We start from the raw sequence: 20,303 nt of genomic DNA, 5'->3' as shown, positions 1-20,303 counted from the left end.
GCCGGGCGGGATTGCGCTCCGGATTGACCGCTTCGACGATCCGCTCGAACGGAAGGTCCGCGTTCGCAAAGGCGGCCAGATCGGCTCGACGGACCGTGTCGAGGATGCCGCCGAAGCACTGCGCCAGGTCGACTGTCGTTCGAAGCGCAACGGTCCCGGCGAACATGCCGATCAGCTGGTCGTACTCGTCGCTGTCCCGGCCCGCGATCGGTGTACCGATCGCGACATGCGGACTCTCACCGAGCCGGCGAACTAGCACGGCCAGCACGGCATGCAGCACCATGAAGGTGGTTGCCCGATGCTCCCGGGCGAGCCGGCGAATACCGTCGTAATCGGATTCGGACAGCGGAATCGGCACGGCCTCACCACGCCCGGTTGGCTCCATCGGCCGTGGACGATCCGCCGGAACGGTCGACTCCGCGGGCAGTCCTTCCAGCGTGCGGGTCCAGAACTCGAGTTGCCGCGCGGCGACGCTTCCGGAGTCGCTCTCGTCGCCGAGGAGCGCATGCCGCTCCACCGCATAATCGGCGTACTGCAGCGGCAGTGCCGGTAGTTGCGCCGACCGGCCCTCGTGGCGGGCCGCGTAGAACTCGGTCAGGTCTGTCATCAGCGGCAGCAGCGACCAGCCATCGGCGACGATGTGATGCATCGTCAGGACCAGCGACGCATTGCTCTCACCGGCGACCAGCAGCACCGCTCGCAGGGGCCTATCGGTTGCGATGTCGAACGGGGTCTGCGCGATGTCCTTCTCGATCGCACCGATATCCGTGGCCGCCACATGGTGCACCGAAAGCACATCGGCGGCGGCCGCCGGAAGCACGACCTGATGCGGGCCGGACTCCGAATCCGGCAGCACCGTGCGCAGTACCTCGTGTCGCTCGACGAGATCCGCTACCGCACCGACGAGCGCATCGACATCCACCTCGCCGCGCATGCGCAGCGCGAAGGCGATGTTGTAGGCGGCACTGGATTCCGATACCCGGTCGAGTACCCACAGCCGCTGCTGCGACGGAGCCAACGGAACGAAGTCCGGGCGCGCGATCGCCTTGCGCGGTTCGTGCGCAGCCCCCGCCACATTTTCGATCACTTCGGCCAACTCGGCGACCGTGGGATGGTCGAACAGCGCGCGCACCGGGACCGGGCGATCGAACATCTCGGTCAGGATGCGGGCAATCTTCGTCGCGAGCAGCGAGTTGAGACCGACGTCGAAGAGGTTGTCGGTCACGCCGATTTGCGCTGCGCCGATGGCCTCCGCGACCGCGGCGGCGATCGACCGCTCGTGTGTATCCCGCGGCGCGACGAACTCCGCAGCGGCAGCAACGAAGTCGGGTTCCGGCAGCCGTGCCCGGTCGATCTTCCCGTTGCGATTGAGCGGCAACTCGTTGAGGCGGGTGATCGCCGCCGGCATCATCTGTCTCGGCAGGCGTTCACGCACCTGCGCCCGGACCTGGGCGAGATCGACCGAGGGCTCGCCGAACACGTAGGACAGCAGCCGCCCGTCCTCCGCCAGGGTGGTCGCAAATTCGACACCGGGGTGCGCGCACAGCGCCGAGTTGACCTCGTCGAGTTCGATGCGGAAGCCGCGAACCTTCACCTGTCCGTCGTTACGGCCGATATATTGCAGGGCGCCGTTCTTCCTGCGACGCACCAGATCTCCCGTCCGATACATGCGTGCTCCGGGCGGGCCGAACGGGTTCGCGACAAAGCGGGATGCCGACATTCCGGGCTTGCCGCGGTAGCCCCTGGCGAGTCCGGCACCCGTGAGATACAGCTCGCCCGCCACACCATCGGGCACGGGTTGGAGCCGGCCATCGAGCACGAACGCACCGGCACCGTCGATCGGTGAGCCGATGTCGACCGGCTCATCGATAGTCAATGGCTCGCTGATCGTGATGACGACCGTCGTCTCGGTCGGCCCGTACGCATCGAGCAGCACTCGACCTTCGCGCGCCCACCGTCGTACCAGCGTCGGGAGCACCACATCGCCGCCCATGGCGAGGACACGCAGCGAGTCCACCCCGGCTGGATCGACCGTCATCAGCGCAGCAGGGGTTATGAACGCATGCGTGACGCGCTCTTTCGCAAGGAGTTCAGCGAGTTCGTCGCCGCCGTAAATGCCCTGCGGTGTAATCACCAGCGTCGCACCCGCACCGAACGCGAACAGCAACTCGAGAACCGAGGCATCGAAGCTGGGCGACGAGAAGTTCAACACCCGCGAGTCGGCACTCACCTGGTAGCGGATGTTCTGCGCACGCACCAGGTTCGCCAGGCCGGTGTGCGGCACCTGCACACCCTTCGGCACTCCCGTCGATCCCGATGTGTAGATCACATAGGCGGTCTGAGCGGGATACACCGGCGCGTGCAGCTCGCCGTCTTCGATCCGATCGGATCTCCGTGCCCGCCAAGCACTATCGAAATCCGCATCGTCCATCTCGAACCAGCGCACGTTGTCGCCGCTCTGGAACTCCTGCGCGCCGGAGCGAAGCCCGACCCGGACCTCCGAGTCGTCGAGGATGTGCTGGATCCGCTCCGCCGGGTAGGCCGGATCCACGGGCACGAATGCCGCACCCGTCTTCGCGATCGCCCAGGTCGCCACCACGGACTGGATCGAGCGTGGCATCGCAAGCGCGACCGAGGTTTCCGGCCCAATCCCGTGCTCGATCAACAGCCTTGCCAGGCTGTTGGATTGACCGTCCAGTTCCGCATAGGTCAGCGCCTCATCGCGGTAGACCACGGCGACCTCGTCGGGCCGCGTCCGTTGCACCCCGTCGGCAAGGATGTCGCGAAGGCACTGCACCGTCGCCCCGTCCTGAATGCCCGACAGGGCTTCCCGCTCGCCATTCGTCAGAATCGGCACGTCGCCGACCGGCAGCCACGGGGCATCCGCGACCGTCTCGACGATCGTCAGCAGGCGGCGCACCATTGCCGAGGCAGTGTCCTCGTCGAACAGCCCGCGTGCGTAGGAGAGCGACCCGCACAGTTCGCCATCGACGCCAGGCCAGATCTGGAACTCGAGGTCGAATTTTCCGACCGCATTGAGCTGCGAGCGCGCGGCCAACTCCAGTCCGGGCAACTCGATTGCCGGCGGTGCGTCCTGGAACGCAAGCGCTACCTGGAACAGCGGGTGCCGCCCCGGCACGCGCTGCGGCCCGCACGCCTCCACCACTCGCTCGAACGGCACGTCGGCATTCGCGAGCGCATCGAGGACCACCTCGCGGGATCGCCGCACCAGATCGACGAACGACTCGGTCGCGTCGATCTGGGTGCGCAGCACGACCGTGCCTGCGAACATTCCGATGAGGTGTTGCAGTTCCGCGGCGTCCCGGCCGGACACCGGCGTTCCGATGACCACGTCGCTCGATCCGACGAGCCTCGACAGCAGCATTGCGAGTGCGGCATGAACCGCCATGAACTCACTGGCGCCTGCCCTGCCCGCAACCGCGGCAAGCTGTTTGCGATGCCGCGGCGGGACGGCGAAATCGACCATGCCGATGTCGGTCGTCGCGTCGGATCGCGGCGCGCGGGGACGATCGGTCGGTAACCCGATTTCGTCGGGCAGGCCGTCCAGGTGACTCGACCAGTACTGCAGCTGTTGGGACATCCGGCTACGCGGGTCGGCAGGATCACCGAGCAGCGCGCGCTGCCACAGCGTGTAATCCCGGTACTGCACGGGCAATTCGGCCCGGGCGGGCTGTGCGCCCTGGATCCGCGCTGTGTATGCCAGGCCAAGTTCCTCCGCGAGCGGAAGCAGCGATCCACCATCCGCCGCGACGTGGTGCAGGACGAGCACCAGGGCGTGACTCTGAGTACCCAGGCTGTAAAGCCTTGCCCGGATTGGTATTTCACCGTCCAACTCGAAGCTGCGCTGGGACAGCGCATCGACGCGCGCGGGCAGGTCATCCGGCGTCGTCGCCACGTAGGCCAGCGTGAAGCCCGTGTCGCCGAACGGCAGCACGCGTTGCACCGGTTCGTTCTCGGTCTCGACGATGATCGTGCGTAGTACCTCGTGCCGGTTGATGACATCGCCGAGCGCGTCGGCGAGAGCACCGCGGTCGAGGCTGCCGTTCATCTCGATGACGATCGGAATGTGGTAGGCGTCGCTGTCCGGATCGAGTTGCGCTGCGAGCCAGATCCGCTGCTGCGCGAACGACAGTGGTGCGGAATCACCGGGTTCCGCCGGGACGAGAGCCGGTACGGCGCGGCCTCGGCCCTTCGCCGCGTCGAGCACCTCGGCCAGCGCGGCGACCGACGGCGCGTCGAAAATCTTGCGCACCCCTACGTCACGTCCGGTAGCGGCACTCAGCTTCGCCGCGATCTGGGTGGCGAGCAGCGAATTGCCTCCCTGGGCAAAGAAGCTCGCGCCCGCGTCGACATCGTCGAGCCCTAGGACATCGGCGAAGATTCCGGCGACGAGCCGTTCGGTATCGGTCGCCGCTGCTCGTGCGACTCGGGCCTGCAACGTCGGGACGGGCAGCGCGGCGAAATCGAGCTTGCCGGTGGGGGTGCGGGGGAACTCGGCGAGTACAACGACCGCCGCAGGCACCATGTAGGGCGGCAGCCGATCGGCCACGCGAGCCACGATCTCGCACTCGCTCGGCATCGGCACCGGTTCGACCTCCGAGTCCGCTTCTGCCGCAATCACATACGACACGAGTCGCGGACCACCCGAGTCATTGCCTTGCCGCACCACGGTGAGCGCGTGACCGATGCCGGGCAGGTCAAGGAGGGCGGAATCGATTTCACCGGGCTCGATCCGGAAGCCACGGATCTTCACCTGGCCGTCGGCCCGGCCAACGAAGTCGAGAATGCCGTCGGCACCGAGCCGCACCAGGTCGCCGGTGCGATACATCCGGGCACCGTCGTCGCTGTACGGGTTTGCCACGAAGCAACCCGAGGTGAGGTCGCTGCGGCCACGGTATCCGCGGGCCAGTGCGGGACCGGCGAGATAGAGCTCGCCCACGGTGCCCGGCGGAACCGGCTGCAGCCACGGGTCGAGAACGAGAATCTGCGCGCCGCGGATGGGTCCGCCGATTCGGACGGCGTCGGTTGGGCGCAGCGCGTTGCTGATCGTCGTGGCGACCGTGGATTCGGTTGGTCCGTAGGCGTTGAACATCTTGCGATGCGCCGCCCAGTACTTCACGACCGCCGGCGGGCAGGCGTCACCGCCGACAACGAGCGTGACGAGCTTCTGCATGCGCCGCTGCGGCATGGAAGCCAGGGCCGCAGGCGTGAGGAAGGCGTGCGTAACCGCTTCATCCTCGAGCAGAACCGCGAGTTCTTCGCCGCCGTAAATATCGGCGGGCACGATGACGAGCGTGGCGCCTGCACCGAAGGCGAGCATCATCTCGAGCACCGAAGCGTCGAAGCTCGGTGACGCGAACTGCAGCACCCGAGCGTCTGGCGTGACCTCGAACCGTATGCGCTCCTCGTCGGCAAAGTTGGCCAGCCCCTCGTGGGTCACCACAACGCCCTTGGGCCGTCCGGTCGAGCCGGAGGTGTAAATGACGTAGGCGGGATTGGCCAGGTCCACAGGCAGCAGGCGGTCGTCGTCGGTGACCTCGGTGGGCAATCGACGGGCGCAGTCACCGCGAACGTCGGCGGAGTCGAGCGCGATCCAATCGACCCGCACCGGCAGGTCGCCGTCGTACTCGGCGGTGGTGAGCCCGACCTCGACCGCCGCGTCGGAGAGCATGAACCTGATCCGCTCGGCCGGATAGCCCGGGTCGATCGGTAGGTACGCAGCGCCGGTCTTCGCGACCGCCCAGATCGCGACCACGGCGTCCAGCGATCGCGGGAATGCCACTGCAACAATCATTTCCGGCCCGACGCCGCGGTCTATCAGCAGGCGAGCGAGCTGATTGGACCGGTCGTCCAGTGCCCGGTAGGTGGTCCCCCGGCCATCGCACACAATCGCGACTGACTCCGGCTCGAGCGCGGCCGCGTCGCCGAGAATGCGGGCCATCACCGCGGACCGCAACGGTTCCGGGCCACGGAGCGGCGCGATCGTGGCGCGCTCGTCGGGCGTGAGGATCTCGATTTCCGAGACAGGCGACTCCGGCTCACGGAGCACCTCGTCCAGGATCCGGGCATAACGATGCGCGAAACCGCACACGGTTTCCTCGTCGAAGAGATCGACGTCGTACCCGAAGGACAACCGCAGCGGTCCAGCGCCGGCTGGTTCGGTCACGACAACCTGCAGGTCGAATTTGGCTGCATTGGTGTCGATCTCGCGCGCCTGCACGCTCAGACCATCCAGCTCGATCACCGGAGCGGGCTGGTTCTCCAGCGAGAACATCACCTGGAACAGCACCGGGTCCGGGCCATCATCGGCGTAGTCATCTGACGCGCGAACGAGATCGACCAGTTCCTCGAAGGGCAGATCTGCATTGGATTGCGCGGCAACCGAAACGGACCTCGCCTCGGCGAGCAGGTCGCCGAATCCCTCCGCCGGCTCGATCGCCGTACGCAGCACCAGCGTGTTGACGAACATCCCGATCAGCTCATCCAGATCGCCGTCCGGGCGCCCCGCGACGGGTGTGCCGATGGCGATGTCGGTGACACCGCTGAGCCGGTGCAACAGCACAACGAGTGCCGAGTGCAGGACCATGAAAAGCGTTACGCCCCGCGAAGCAGCAAGCGTGTGCAGTTCGGCGAGAGTATCTGGGCAGATATCGATCTCGAACTTCGCCGCGTGACGATCACGCGTGAAGACCGCTCGACGATCGGCCGGAAGCAAATCCTGATTGCCGAGGTCCGCCAGGGTCTGCTGCCAGTGCTCGCGCTGCCGATACGCCAGGCTGCCGCCATCGCGGGAGTCTCCAAGCCTGTCGAGGCGCCGCATCGTGTGATCGGCGAACTGCAGCGGCAACGGCTTCCACTTCGGCGCGCTCCCATCGCGGCGCGCGCGATAGGCCGCGGAGAAATCGGCCGCCAGCGGTGCCAGCGACCACCCGTCGGCGGCGATGTGATGGACCGACAACCCAAGCACGTGGTGCTCACCACCGGCGCCCTCGGGCCGCTCCGCCGGGTCTGCTCCGACTTCGAACAATCGCGCGCGGATAGGCGTGCTGCGCGTGAGGTCGAAGTCGATCACCCCGAACTCGCGCAACCGATGGCCCAGTTCGGCCGGGCTCACCGACTCGACGGGTACATCGATTTCGGCCTTCGACCGAACGACCTGGTGTGGGCCGTTCTCCCCCATCGGGAACACCGTCCGCAGGACCTCGTGCCGCTCGACGACATCGACGAGCGCCAACCGCAGTGCCTCGCGATCCAGCGCACCGGTGATCTCGAGCGCGACCGGCAGGTTGTACGAGCCGGATTCACCGTCGATCGCGTTGAGGAACCACACGCGGCGCTGGTCGGGCGACAGCGGAACGACATCGGGGCGCGGTGACCTACGCACGGGAGTCGGGTCGTGCTCCGCCAAGTCCACCGGAAGCAGCGCCGCGAGCGCCGCAACGGTCGGCGCGGAGAACACCTGCTCGAGCTCGATGGCAGCACCTGTACGCGATCGAAGCAGCGCCACCAAGCGGGTTGCGAGCAGAGAATTGCCGCCGGCATCGAAGAACCCGGTCTCGGCGCCGACGTCCGATACGCCGAGGATCGTGGCATAGGCATGGGCGACGACGATCTCCGCGGGCGTATGCGGCGGACGCGAGCTGGTAACGGTCGCAGCCAGGTCCGGTTCGGGTAGGCGCCGACGGTCCAGTTTGCCGTTCGCGGTGGTGGGGAGCGCATCGAGTACGACGACGGCGCTCGGCACCATGTACGCGGGCAACGTGGCGCCGGCGACACCACGCAGCGCCGCTGCATCGAGCACGTGCCCGTGCTCCGGCACCGCGTACCCGACGATGCGGGCCTGCTCGCCGCGACCGAATACATGCGCGGCCGCATGTGCAACACCGGCGAACGAGCCTATTGCCGAAGCGATTTCACCCAGTTCGATCCGCAGGCCGCGAACCTTGACCTGATCATCAGTGCGGCCGAGATATTCGAGCTGTCCGTCTCGTCGCCACCGCACCAGATCGCCCGTGCGATAGAGCCGACCACCTGCGGTGAACGGGTTCGCGATGAAGCGGGTCGCGCTCAGCCCGGCCCGGCCCAAGTATCCGCGGGCCAATTGCGTTCCAGCCAAATACAACTCGCCGACCGCGCCGACCGGGACCGCGGCGAGGCCGGCGTCGAGAACATAGACCTGGGTGTTCCAGACCGGCGCACCGATGGACACCGCATCGGCGCTCTGGTCGGCGCGTCCGCAGTCGGCCGCGGTCACGTCGACTGCCGCCTCGGTCGGGCCGTAGAGATTGTGGATCGGTGCGTCGAGGAGGGCCTGGTACCTCGCGACCGTGGCGCCGGGTAGCGCTTCGCCGCTGCAGAAGACGAGTCGTAGCGAATCGCATTCCGCCGCCTCGTCTTCGACAACGAAGGTGGACAACATCGACGGCACGAAATGCGCCACGGTGACCTGTTCGCGAATGAACAACTGCCGCAGGTAGTTCGGATCGCGGTGGCCGCCGGGGCGGGCGATCACCATGGTCGCGCCCATCTGCAACGGCCAAAACAATTCCCACACCGAGACGTCGAATGTTGTCGGCGTCTTCTGCACCACGCGGTCATTCGGCCGAAGCAGGTATTGCGCCTGCATCCACTGAAGCCGATTCGAGATCGCGCGGTGGGAGACGCCAACACCCTTCGGCCTGCCCGTCGAACCCGACGTGTAGATGACGTAGGCGAGGTTCTCCGAGTGCAGCGGCGCGGTGCGCTCACAATCGGTGATGGCCCGGTCGTCGAATGCCCGCAGATCGAGTTTGTCGACGGGCACGTAGTCCGGAGCGGCGGTACTCCCGTCGGGCATGGTGAAACCGTCCGCCGAGCTCGTCAGCAGTAGTGCCGCATTGGCGGTGTCGAGCACGTACGAGATGCGGTCGGCGGGGTGCTCCGGGTCGATCGGCACATATGCCGCACCGGTTTTCATCACTCCGTACAACGCGACGATGAGATGCTCCGAGCGCCCCATCGCGACGGCAACCTTCGATTCCGGTCCAACCCCGCGGTGAATCAGATAGCGCGCCAATCGATTCGACCAGGCATCCAGTTCTCGGTACGAAAGCGCTGTCCGCTCGCCTACGGGCCCATCCGCGACGATCGCGGTCCTGTTCGGGAATCGTTCGACCGCAGCGGCGAACAGATCGGCAAGGGTCACATCGTCGACGGTGACCTCGGTGTCGTTCCAGCGCTCGAGCACAAGTTTGCGTTCCCGTGCCGCAAGCAGCGGCAGATCACCGATCGGGGTATCGACGTCGGCGCGCACGAAGGCGTCGAGGAAGTCTAGGAATCGGCGGTGATGCGCGCGCACCTCGGTATGCGAGTAGACATTCGGATTCGCCTCGAAATCGAGTACCGTCTCAGCGCCTGTCTGAGCCTGATAGATGTTGACCGACAGGTCCTCGATCGGTCCGGTGGAGAGAATCTTCAGTGTCCCGGTGACATCAGCGAACCGGATCGGCTTGTGGAACAGCATGATGTTGATCAGCGGCCCGAAGAACCCGCGCTGGCTCGACGCAATGCCGAGGTCGTGCAGCATGTCCTCGTGACGGTAGCGCTGGTGACGTACTGCGCCCCAAATCTCGCGCCCCGTGGCGGCGACGATTTCCCCCACCTTGGTCCCGGGTGTCACCTGGATGCGCATCGGCACCACGTTGGACAGCACCCCACCGGAATTGCGCAGGATTCGCGTGGGCCGCGCGGCCACCGGCAGGCTGAGCAACACGTCCTGCTCGCCGGTCATTCGGCCGAGATAACAGGCCATGGCCGCCGCGACCTTCGTGGCGACCTGTGATTCCTCGCGACCGGCATCCCCGATGGCGGCGGCCAGTGTCGCGGGGCTGATCGGTGCACTCGCGCCGATGCTGGCCGGGTTGGCAGGCGCGGTGCGCCCGGCAAGAGCCGTCACCGGCGGCATCGGATGGAGCCGCTCCATCCAGAACTCACGGTCCCGCTCGAACAGGCGTGTCTGGCTATATGTTTCGTGCACCTGTGCGACGGTCTCGAGATCGGCCACTCGATACTCGGGCCGTTCGGCCCCCGCCAACGCAGCGGTGTAGCGCTCTGCCGTGTGCTGCATGTAGGTCATCGAGGAGAAGCCGTCGAACGCGATGTGGTGACCGCGGCAGTACCAGAGGAAATGCTCGTCGGCGATCTGCAGTAACGCGGTGTAGATCAGGCGGTCGGAGAGGATGTCGAACGGTTCCGTGGTCCGCCGATGCATCCAAGCCATCGCCGTCTCGCGCGGATCGGACGAGCTCCGCAGGTCGATGACCTCGGTGTCCATCGGCAGCGAATGGTCCACTACTTGCATTGGTTCGCCATCGATTTCGACAATTCGAAGCATTCCGGAATCGGCCTCGTGCGCCAGCTCCCGGATCACATCGCCGAGCACCGTGTGGTCCATCGCGCCCGGAAGCTCGACGTACTGCGCGGTGATGGCCGGTATATCCGGTGCCAGTTTCTGCGCCAGCCAAAGACCGCGCTGCGCTGCGGACAGCGCGAACGGCGCCGTGCCCTGATCGAAACGTTCGTCGTTCTCTCGCATGCGAGAAATCCCCTCCGCGCAACGTCACGAACACAGCCCCGTCGCGGCTGGCGAAAGACATGCCACACCGCAGCCCTTCTGGAGAGCTGTGCAGATCGGCTTCCCAATGGGGGTTCGGCGTCGACCAGTCAAGCGATTGCTTTTGATTGCTGGAAAATTGGGAAAATCTCGCTAGTACGAACGGCGACGCTGTTCAGTCGCGCTGAGCAGCGAAAAATTCGTCGAGCAGAGCCGCACATTCGTCGGCAAGCACGCCGCCGCGGACCTGTGGGCGATGGTTGAGCCGGCGGTCCCGCACGACGTCCCACAGCGATCCCGCGGCGCCGGTCTTGGGCTCCCACGCGCCGAACAGCACGCGGTCGACGCGCGCGAGGACCGCCGCGCCGGCGCACATCGTGCACGGTTCGACCGTTATCGCCAAAGTAGTTCCGAGCAGTCGCCAGCCGTCACCGTGCACCTTGGCCGCTGCGCGCAGGGCGATCACCTCGGCATGCGCGGTCGGGTCACCATCGGCCTCGCGGGCATTGACGGCGCGCGCGAGTTCACGTCCGTTCGCGTCGAATACGACCGCGCCGATCGGCACATCGCGCGGTCCGGCGGTACGCGCGACGGTCAGCGCCGCACGGACCATCGCCTCGTCGTCCACCGGTTTGCTAGCGCGGCAGTTTGTCGAGAACCGCGGACAATTCGTTCGCGAAACCTAGCCGCCCGGCGATCATGCCGAGTTGCTCATCCGGGTAGAGCGCGGTGTCCGCGACGATGACGGCCAACACCGGATCGGGCAATCCCAGATCGGACAGCACGCCGAGGTCACCCTCCTCCCACGGCTCCACATCGTCGAGTTCGTCCGGGTCGATATCGGGGATCTCGATGTTCAGTGCCTCGAGCACGTCCTCGGCAATGTCGTAATCGATTGCGGCGGTGGCGTCGGACAGCAGCAGCCGGGTTCCCGAGGGCGCTGGACGCACTACCACGAAGAACTCGTCGTCCACATCGAGCAGGCCGAACACCGCGCCCGAACTGCGCAGCTCGCGCAGCTCGGTCTCAGCGACCTCGAGATTGGTTAGCGCGCCTTGGGTCATCGGCGTGCAGCGCCATTTGCCGTCCTCGCGGACGACGGCGACCGCGAAACCTTCGAGGTCGTCGTCCTGGATGGACGGCGCCCGGTTCGTGCTCGAGCGTTGTGCCATTCCGCAAACGGTAGTCCGTAGCCACAGCTTTAACGAAGTCTGTGCGAATCTGTTCGAGTGTCGGACCCTTCCAAGACTGCCGTGTGCGTGCTCGGGCTCGGCCTGATCGGTGGCTCGCTGCTGCGTGCAACGGCCGCGGCCGGCCGCGCCACCTGGGGATACAACCGCTCAGCGGGAGCCGTGGACGCGGCCCGCGCCGAGGGATTCGACGCGAGTACCGACCTGGCCGCCACCCTGGCCCGCGCCGCCGCGACCGATGCACTGATCGTGGTGGCGGTGCCCATGCCGGCGGTCGACCCCACGCTCGCCGCGGTCGCCGAATACGCGCCCGGCTGCGCGCTCACCGACGTCGTCAGCGTGAAGGGCCCTGTGCTCGACGCGGTGCGCGTGCACGGGCTGGCAGCGCGCTACGTCGGCGGACACCCGATGGCCGGGACCGCCGAGTCCGGCTGGTCGGCATCGTTCCCCGAACTCTTCCGCGACGCCGTGTGGGTGGTCGGGACCGAAGACGACAGCGATCCCGCGGTCTGGATCGACGTCGCGACCCTCGCGCTGGATTGCGGCTCGGTCGTCGTCCCCGCCGAGGCCCGCGAGCACGACGATGCCGCGGCGCGAATCTCCCACCTGCCGCACCTGCTTGCCGAGGCCCTGGCGATATCCGGTGCTGGGGGCGGCGATCTCGCGCTCTCGCTCGCGGCAGGTTCCTTCCGCGACGGCACGCGCGTTGCCGGGACTGCGCCGGACCTGGTGCGCGCGATGTGCGAGGCGAATGCCGACGCACTGCTCAACGCGCTGGAGGAAACGATCACCGTGCTGTCCCTGGCCCGGACACAGTTGGCCGATCAGCGCTCCACCGCCGAGTTGGTTACAGCCGGGTACGACGCACGCCGCCGCTACGAGGCCGCGACCCGCACCGAGATCTCCGGAATTACGCCGGGCGAGCCGGGCTGGATCGATCTTCTCCGTGCGGCCGGGCGGCGTGGGGGTGTACTCCGCTCCCTGTAGCGCAGGGTTCAGATGCGCTCGGCGAGACCGGGATAGTCCAGAACGAACCCGTCCTCATCAACCGACAGCGACGCGCTCGAGACCGGCGAGATCACGTGGATGCCGTCACTGCCGCTGCTGTAGGTGAGCGTCGCTTCCTGCACGGTCAGATCCGGAAGGCTTACGTAGACCACCGGAACCTCCACGTCGACCGAATCGGTGTGCAACCCGAGCCGGCGAATCGGCAGGGTGTTGAAGAACGGGCTCAGCACCACGTCGACATCTGTCGCGCCGCCGAACGTGGAACGCAAATGGCTGGTGCCGTCTTCGATTGCCCAGTAGCGCTCTTCATCGCAGGTGATGGAGACCTGCTTCGTGCCGCCCGCGACGGTGGTCTGCAACGACACGCGAGTGACAGACCCCGTCTCGTCGGTCACGAGGTCGTAGGAGGCGCTGAACGCTGGGTACTCGGCGCATTCGGCCGCGACGATCCGTCCCGAGGCCCGCAGGCGATTGCCGACCAGCTGGACGCGCACGGACTCCATGCGGGGCACGCCGTGCGCGCGCCACGTCAGGATCTTCGGCCACGGCGTATTGCTTGGCGCCGAGGCTTGTGCCGTACCGGAAGCTGGATTGCTCACCCATCTACGGTAAGCGACGGCAATCCCGCGCACATGCGGGTGGGCCGGATAGTTGCATACCGGGCAGAGTGCGGCACGGCACTTTCGACACAACGCCGTATTGGAACTCGCTGTCGGTCCGCTCGGCTAACGTTTCCTCCCGAGCCGGTCGAGTGAGAAGGGGTGCCATGGCGTCGGGTATACGGACGACTGGCACAAGTTCGTCCCGCGGCGCATCCAGCGGCCGGATGGTTGGCCTGTTCGCCGGGATCGGCGGTCTCGAACTCGGCCTCACCGAGCACGGCTGGCACACCGAGTTGCTGTGTGAAATCGATCCGGGTGCACGCGCTGTCTTGTCTGCGCATTTCGCCGGGGTTCCGGTGCAGCCCGACGTCACCCGGCTGCGTTCGCTGCCGGCCGGCACCGAACTCGTTGCCGCCGGTTTCCCCTGCCAGGACCTGTCCCAGGCTGGGCGGACCGCCGGAATCCGTGGCACCCGTTCCGGTTTGGTGGATGAGGTGTTTCGGCTGGTGCGCCGCAGGCGTGGGCCGCGCTGGCTACTGATCGAGAACGTCCCGTTCATGCTGCAGCTCAGCGGCGGCGAGGCGATGCGGCATATCACCGACGCACTGTCCGACCTCGGCTACATGTGGGCCTACCGCGTCGTCGACGCGCGCGCGTTCGGTCTCCCGCAGCGGCGGCAGCGCGTGCTGATGCTCGCCTCCCGCACCGAGGATCCGCGCACAGTGCTGTTCGGTGAGGATGCCGGAGCGAAGCTCGATGACGAACCGGACGAACACCCGTGTGGCTTCTACTGGACCGAGGGCGTGCGCGGCCTGGGTTGGGCCGTGAACGCTGTGCCGACGCTCAAGGGCGGTTCGACCATCGGCATCGCCAGCCCGCCCGCGGTGCGGCTGCCCTCGGGCGAGATCGTTACCCCCGGCATCACCGACGGCGAGCGGTTGCAGGGTTTCGACCCGGACTGGACGCTGCCCGCGCTCGATGCCCCCGGCGTGCGGCCCGGCCACCGTTGGAAGCTGGTCGGCAACGCCGTGAGCGTGCGCATGGCGTCCTGGGTGGGCCACCGGCTGAGCAACACCCTGCCATATGAGAGCGGCAGCGAGATCGAACTCACCCGCACCCAGCGCTGGCCGATCGCGGCCTGGGGCCAGGACCGGCGCGCCTACCAGGTGCCGATGTCCACCTGGCCCGTACACGACCCCTACGAGGATCTCGGCGGGTTCCTCGATGAGTCTCGGTTGCTGTCCGCCCGTGCGACGGCTGGTTTCCTGCGCCGCGCCCGCTCGGGCAGCCTGCGGTTCCCGGCCGGATTCCTCGACGATTGCGAGAACCATCTCGACCGGATGGGCGGGTTCCCGCAGGTAGCGGCATGACTTCCCCGCGGGTCGTTGGCATGGCTCACGCCGAGCCGGTCAGCGACGCGCTGTTCGAGAGTCCGCTCGTCGCGTATCCGCTGCAACGCGCGTTGCGCGCCGCAGGTGCCCGCCCGGAGGCCGACAGCGAACGCGACGCGAAGAAGAACTACGCGCAGCGGTTGTCGAATCAGCTCGCGCAGACGGTCGCCGACGGACTCCGCCCGCTCTATCCGGACATCACCCCGACCGCGTCGGGGGCCGGGCAGGAGGCCGCAGTCGACGTGGCGAAGGGCCGCAAGCGGCTTGACGTCAAGGCAGTAGATCCGACCCTTGGGCTGATCATGTGCGTTTCGATCAAGACCTACTCATTCCAGGACTACAGCCCCAAGAGCGGCCGGCTCGGGCGCTGGACGAAGAACATCGTCCGGAACGACCACGAACTGCGTGGCGAGGCGATGGTGCTGCATCAAAGGCAGCCCTACAGCGTGCTGGTCGCGGTCATGTTCGAGCCGTATGCGACATGCGACGATGGAGATCCGAGCAAGTCCAGCGACGTCGGAAAGTCGTCCTTTGCCCACCACGTCACGACGCTGTCCAAGCGCACCGGCCGCGGCAAGCGCCCGGTGCTCGGTGGCAGCGACAGGCTGTGGGTCGATCTCGGCGCGGAGGACACCCGCTACGACCTGTTCGAGAAGGTCTTCATCGGCCTGTACGACGCCGACGGCATCTGCCGGTTCTTCGATGTCGAGCAATCGCCGCCCCGCAACGGCCGCCCTCCGGAATCGCAGACCCTCTCGTTCGATGAGTTCATCGAGGCGGTGCACGCTGAAGTCGAGCGGCGAAATCGGTTCGCGCCGACGTGGTCCGAGCCCGAGGGCGACGACCCGGGTGATGACTGACGCGACAGGAGTGCGACCGGCTTCGGTTGGAGTCGCGACACTATGAGCAGACCGGGAACCGACGCGCGCACGAGCGCGCGGCTCAGCCGCCAGCGCACTCGTGACACCGCGCCCGAGGTTGCCCTGCGGCGCGAATTGCATCACCGCGGACGGCGGTTCTTCGTCGATCGCGCACCGCTGAGGGGTCTGCGGCGCAGGGCTGACCTGGTGTTTCCCGGCCGCCATGTCGCGGTTTACGTCGATGGCTGCTTCTGGCACAGCTGCCCGCTGCATGCGACGCACCCCAAGAACAACGCGCAGTGGTGGGCGGACAAGCTCGCCGCGAATGTCGCCCGTGACCGCGACACCGACACACGCCTCGCCGATAACGGCTGGCATGTGGTGCGTGTGTGGGAACACGAATCGGTGCTCACCGCAGCCGATCGGGTGGAGGCGGTGCTGGACAGCCAGACCGGGTCCGGCGATGGCTGAGCGTGCCGTTCGGGTCGTGATCGGCGTGCTCCTCATGCTCGCGGGGATCTGCTACTCGTCGTGGCTGCTCGAATTCGTCTTCGACGTCGGGCTCGACCCGATCCATTCGTTCCTGTCCGAACTCGAGGCGCCCGATCGGCCGTATCGCGATTGGTTCGAAGATGGCGATGTCCTCGCCGGTTCCCTGTCGGCCGCCGCCGCGCTGCTCGGGCTCGTGTTTCTGCCGCCCCGACGCATGTTTTCGACAGTCGGCTGGGTGGCCCTCGCGGCGTTCGGCGCCGCCACGGTGGGTGATTCGCAGTCACCGGTCAGTTGCGTTCCTGCTCCGGCCCATCCGTGCCCCGACGAGCCGAGTGGATTGCTGCCGCAGTTGCATCACTTGCACGCACTCACCAGCACACTGGCGGTGACCTCGATATTCGTCACGATGATCGCCTTCACGCTGGCTGCCCGGCGCTATGGACGCTGGCCGATAGTGGGCACAGTCGGCCTGGGGCTTTTGGTGGTGATCGCGATCGCCACGGTCTGGATGGGGCTGTCCAGCATCTTGGACACAGATTGGGCACTCGGTGTGGCGCAACGCATTCAGATCGGCGGTATGTCGCTATGGCTGGGCACCCTCGGTGTCGCTGTGTGGCGTGAACGTGTGCCTGCCCGCATCACGGTTTGAGGATCGCCAGTTCCGGAAGCTCAGCAACGACGACGGCCGCGTTGTAGCCCGAGGTACGCAGTTCACCATTCGACCCGGCGCGCGGATACTCGCTGTGACCCCTCGCGCCGTCTCGCGGCACGCCGTCCGGTGTAGTCATCGCATCGGTATCGAGGTGGATAAAGCCCGACTGGTACCCCGGACTGCAGCCGAATCGACTGAGATGAGCGACAACGTCGTGGTCTGCGGTCATCTCGTAGGCGTGGCCGGCGCGCACCTGCAACCTGTCCAGTCCGTCGTCGCAACCACCGCTGCCCGTTCCCGGTGAGCCGTACACCAGCACGTCGTCGATTACCGGACTGCCGGGCTGCTGCAGCGCGAGTCCGGTAACGAGCGCACCGTAGGAGTGACCGATCGCGACGAGATGCGGGTCGCCATTGTGGGCCGCGGCGAGGCCGTCGTAGAACCGGTCCAGTTCGGGTGCGGCCACGCGGGCACTAGCGGTCCCCGCGAGGTCGAGCATGCCGTCGATGGCCTGCCGCGAGAAGAGGTCGTTCGCATCGAACTGCGGTGTGTCGTACCCGATCCAGGCGATCGTCGCGACCGTCTCGGCCTCGCGGCCCCAGGTACTGCGCAGCTCGAATTCCGCGGTCCGCCGCAGCAGATCCGCCTCGGCCGCCATGCCGGCGAACGAGTCCGCCACCGTCGTATTTACCCCAGGCGCCGCAACCGAAATGTGGTCGGCGGTATCGGGATTGCCTATCGCTACCGCCGCCCGGGTCTGGTCCCCGGATTGGGTATCGAGCACCAGCAACATCCGGCCCTCGGCCGCGTCGATGGTGTCCCGGACGACTCGTAGGTCGCGTAACCGCGCGACCATGCCGGGCTCACCGGCGTGCGCCCGGGCGAGTTCGTCGGCGAGCTTGCGCCGGTTGTAGCGGTCGCGGTCGACAGCGGGCAGGCCGTCACGGTTACCGAGGTAGTTGTCGTTCGCGAAGTGCGTATCCCGCTCGGCGGGCGAAAGACCCTGCCAGGCTTGGTGCAGTTCGACCGGATCGGAGGGCAGCGGCGCTGGAGCGACCACGTCGGATCGGCCCGATACCGCATCGAGTTGCGCTACCGCCGCTGCGATCGCTACTGCGGCCCGCTGCTCGGCGGCCGCGAAGCAGGAAAGCTGTTCGGCGATGCGGGACGCGAGCATCACTGCAACTTCGCCGATGTCGGGTCCCCGCGTGGGTGGCGGCGGAATGACGCCGCCGTCGTCGGTTACGGCAATACCGGCGGCGGGCGCTTCGAAGTCGACGATGCGCAGCAGCACATCCCGATAGCCATCGAGTTCTGCTGCACGCGACTCGAACTCGTCGGCCAGGGCCTCCACTGCCGCGACGATGCGATCACCCGCGGCGGCTTCGGCAACGGCCCGCGCCTCGGCTGCCCGGGCCGCATCGCCGTGCCAATCGAGCATCGCGGTATCGACCGCGCGGTGCATCGTGCCGATGTGGAACAGGTAACCGGTGTTGGCCGCACGCAGCGCCTGCGCGTAGTTCACCATCGATCGCGGCGCGCAGTTGCGCACGTGCGAGATTGTCACCACCCCGGCACCGCCGCATTGCGCAGCGCGAGCCCGAAATCATCGTCGGTTTCGGCATACCCACGCTCGGTGGATTCACTTCTGGCTGCGAGCGGCGCAAGGGATTGGCCGGTGTTGCGGTACGCGCGCTGCACCGCGGCCGTCGCACGTGCGCAGTCAACCGGCGAATCCGGCATGCACACGCTCACGTCGATCCCGATGGCGTCTATTCCCTCGACGCATTCGGTGAGCACACGACGCAGATTGCGCAGCGTGGTGAACTCCACCCGCACAAATTCGCCCATCCGCATCCCCCTGTAATCCGTTGAGCAGGCGAAACGTAGCACGGACAAGGCGTGGGCCGCCCAAAGTTATCCACAGGCTGCTAGCCCGTCAGAAAACTTTGGCGGACAATGTCGAATAGCAGGCGACGACTCCGACTACTGGGTGCAAGGCCAATGCGAGCATCCACCCGAGAGGAAGCCACCATGTCCCAGAAGATCATTCCCTCGCTCTGGTACGAGACCAACGCCGAGGAAGCAATCGCGTTCTACGCCGGGATTTTCGACGACTACAAGGCGATCGCCGAGTCGCGGTACGGCCCCGGCGCACCGCTACCGGAGGGCACGTTGCTGTCCGCCACCTTCGAACTCGCCGGCGTGCAGTTCATGGTGATCAACGGTGGCCCGCACGACAAGTTCAACGACGCCGTTTCGTTCTACGTCGAGTGCGAGGACCAGGCCGAGGTCGACAAGTACTGGAATGCGCTGACCGCCGACGGCGGCGCCGAGGTGCAGTGCGGGTGGCTCAAGGACAAGTTCGGAATGTCGTGGCAGATCGTGCCCAAGCAGCTCAACGAGTACCTCGGCGATCCTGACCCGGAACGCGCCCAGCGGGTGATGCAGGCGATGCTGCAGATGGTCAAGATCGATATCGAGGGGCTGCGCGCGGCCCGCGACGGCGCGACCGTCTGAGTTCGGACACAAGCGGGCATAGGCCGACGATGTCCTAATTTGTGGGGACCATGGCCTGGACGCCACGACGGTTGTCGAAAACACTTGATCTGTGCGATCTGTACTGATCTTCGGCTACCCCGGCGTCCAGGCCCTCGACCTGGTCGGCCCGTTCGAAGTCTTCACGGGCGCGACGATGTACCTGGCCAGCCGGGGACGCGTCGACGAGGGCTACTCGGTCCGCATCGTCACCCGCGACGGCGAACCGGCCACCACCGGCACCGGCCTGGCTCTGGTCGCGCACTCGTTCCCCGACCCCCGCGAACCCATTGACACGCTGGTGTTGCCCGGCGGCTTCGGGGTGGAGGAAGCCCGGCGCGATGCCGACACCATCGGCTGGATACAGATCGCATCCGAGCGCACCCGTCGCGTCGTCAGCGTCTGCACGGGTGCGTTCCTCGCGGCCCAGGCCGGCCTGGTCGACGGCTGTGTCGTTACCACGCATTGGGCGTCCGCCGGGCACATGGCCCGCGAATTCCCTTCGGTAACAGTCAATCCCGAACCGATCTTCGTGCGCAGTTCCGACAAGGTCTGGACCTCGGCAGGCGTCACCGCCGGCATCGACCTGGCCTTGTCGCTCGTCGAGGACGACTACGGCACCGAGGCCGCACAGACGGTAGCCCGCTGGCTCGTCATGTACCTGCGACGGCCGGGCGGCCAGACACAGTTCGCGGCACCGGTGTGGATGCCCCGCGCCAAGCGCACACCGATCCGGGCGGTACAGGAAGCGATCGAATCCGAACCCGGTGATACCCACACCATTCCGGAACTCGCCCGCCGCGCCGCGATGAGCCCGCGGCACTTCACACGGGTGTTCACCGACGAGGTCGGCGAGGCGCCCGGTGTGTATGTCGAGCGGATCCGCATCGAAGCCGCTCGTCGCCGGCTCGAGGAGACCGACGACACCGTCACCGTCATCGCCGCCCATTGCGGATTC

General features: G+C 66.8%; 13 protein-coding genes. 7 read left to right on the top strand and 6 right to left on the bottom strand.

Annotated features, from left to right (window positions below; all coding sequences use genetic code 11):
• From A8G08_RS03880 to A8G08_RS03870, 3 genes are all read right to left on the bottom strand, one after another.
• Positions 1-10,594: non-ribosomal peptide synthetase (locus A8G08_RS03880; protein ID WP_068270383.1), on the bottom strand; the 10,594-nt coding region annotated here is incomplete at its 3' end.
• A gap of 193 nt (positions 10,595-10,787) precedes the next feature.
• Positions 10,788-11,225 carry a nucleoside deaminase gene (locus tag A8G08_RS03875; protein WP_068270391.1) on the bottom strand — a complete coding sequence of 146 codons (438 nt, stop codon included), beginning with the start codon at positions 11,223-11,225 and terminating at the stop codon, positions 10,788-10,790.
• 22 nt (positions 11,226-11,247) lie between these two features.
• Complete coding sequence (locus A8G08_RS03870; protein WP_068270381.1) at positions 11,248-11,784, bottom strand: tRNA adenosine deaminase-associated protein; 537 nt, start codon at positions 11,782-11,784, stop codon at positions 11,248-11,250.
• A gap of 39 nt (positions 11,785-11,823) precedes the next feature.
• Between A8G08_RS03870 and A8G08_RS03865 the strand changes: the two genes are divergently transcribed.
• Positions 11,824-12,789, top strand: a complete 966-nt coding sequence (locus A8G08_RS03865; RefSeq protein WP_068270379.1) for a prephenate dehydrogenase — start codon at positions 11,824-11,826, stop codon at positions 12,787-12,789.
• An 8-nt stretch (positions 12,790-12,797) separates the two neighbouring features.
• On the opposite strand, the gene A8G08_RS03860 is transcribed toward A8G08_RS03865, so the two are convergent.
• Positions 12,798-13,409, bottom strand: coding sequence for a putative glycolipid-binding domain-containing protein (locus A8G08_RS03860; protein ID WP_084435928.1), 612 nt, complete (start codon positions 13,407-13,409; stop codon positions 12,798-12,800).
• A gap of 227 nt (positions 13,410-13,636) precedes the next feature.
• Between A8G08_RS03860 and A8G08_RS03855 the strand changes: the two genes are divergently transcribed.
• From A8G08_RS03855 to A8G08_RS03840, 4 genes are read left to right on the top strand one after another with little or no spacing between them, the layout of a single operon-like run.
• Positions 13,637-14,782, top strand: a complete 1,146-nt coding sequence (locus A8G08_RS03855; protein WP_068270373.1) for a DNA cytosine methyltransferase — start codon at positions 13,637-13,639, stop codon at positions 14,780-14,782.
• On the top strand, positions 14,779-15,663 hold the full coding sequence (locus tag A8G08_RS03850; RefSeq protein WP_245672614.1) for a hypothetical protein: 885 nt from the start codon (positions 14,779-14,781) through the stop codon (positions 15,661-15,663). Before A8G08_RS03855 ends, A8G08_RS03850 begins: the two co-directional genes overlap by 4 nt.
• 42 nt (positions 15,664-15,705) lie before the next feature.
• Positions 15,706-16,134 carry a very short patch repair endonuclease gene (locus tag A8G08_RS03845; protein WP_068270370.1) on the top strand — a complete coding sequence of 143 codons (429 nt, stop codon included), beginning with the start codon at positions 15,706-15,708 and terminating at the stop codon, positions 16,132-16,134.
• Positions 16,127-16,804, top strand: a complete 678-nt coding sequence (locus A8G08_RS03840; protein ID WP_068270367.1) for a DUF998 domain-containing protein — start codon at positions 16,127-16,129, stop codon at positions 16,802-16,804. The genes A8G08_RS03845 and A8G08_RS03840 overlap by 8 nt, the downstream gene beginning before the upstream one ends.
• On the opposite strand, the gene A8G08_RS03835 is transcribed toward A8G08_RS03840, so the two are convergent.
• Together A8G08_RS03835 and A8G08_RS03830 are read right to left on the bottom strand one after the other, a co-directional pair.
• Positions 16,794-18,374 (bottom strand): alpha/beta hydrolase, encoded by a 1,581-nt coding sequence (locus A8G08_RS03835; RefSeq protein ID WP_157108394.1) that lies wholly within the window; start codon positions 18,372-18,374, stop codon positions 16,794-16,796. The genes A8G08_RS03840 and A8G08_RS03835 overlap by 11 nt on opposite strands.
• Positions 18,371-18,658, bottom strand: a complete 288-nt coding sequence (locus tag A8G08_RS03830; RefSeq protein WP_068270363.1) for a hypothetical protein — start codon at positions 18,656-18,658, stop codon at positions 18,371-18,373. Before A8G08_RS03830 ends, A8G08_RS03835 begins: the two co-directional genes overlap by 4 nt.
• Before the next feature lie 183 nt (positions 18,659-18,841).
• Here A8G08_RS03830 and A8G08_RS03825 point away from each other — a divergent pair, with 183 nt between their 5' ends.
• Positions 18,842-19,327, top strand: a complete 486-nt coding sequence (locus A8G08_RS03825; protein ID WP_068270386.1) for a VOC family protein — start codon at positions 18,842-18,844, stop codon at positions 19,325-19,327.
• A gap of 91 nt (positions 19,328-19,418) precedes the next feature.
• A partial coding sequence (locus A8G08_RS03820) for a GlxA family transcriptional regulator (RefSeq protein WP_068270362.1) occupies positions 19,419-20,303 on the top strand: 885 nt, incomplete at its 3' end.

The sequence above is a fragment of the Aldersonia kunmingensis genome, from assembly GCF_001646865.1.
Taxonomy (GTDB): domain Bacteria; phylum Actinomycetota; class Actinomycetes; order Mycobacteriales; family Mycobacteriaceae; genus Aldersonia; species Aldersonia kunmingensis.
This window is presented reverse-complemented; position numbering and strand designations above follow the sequence as displayed.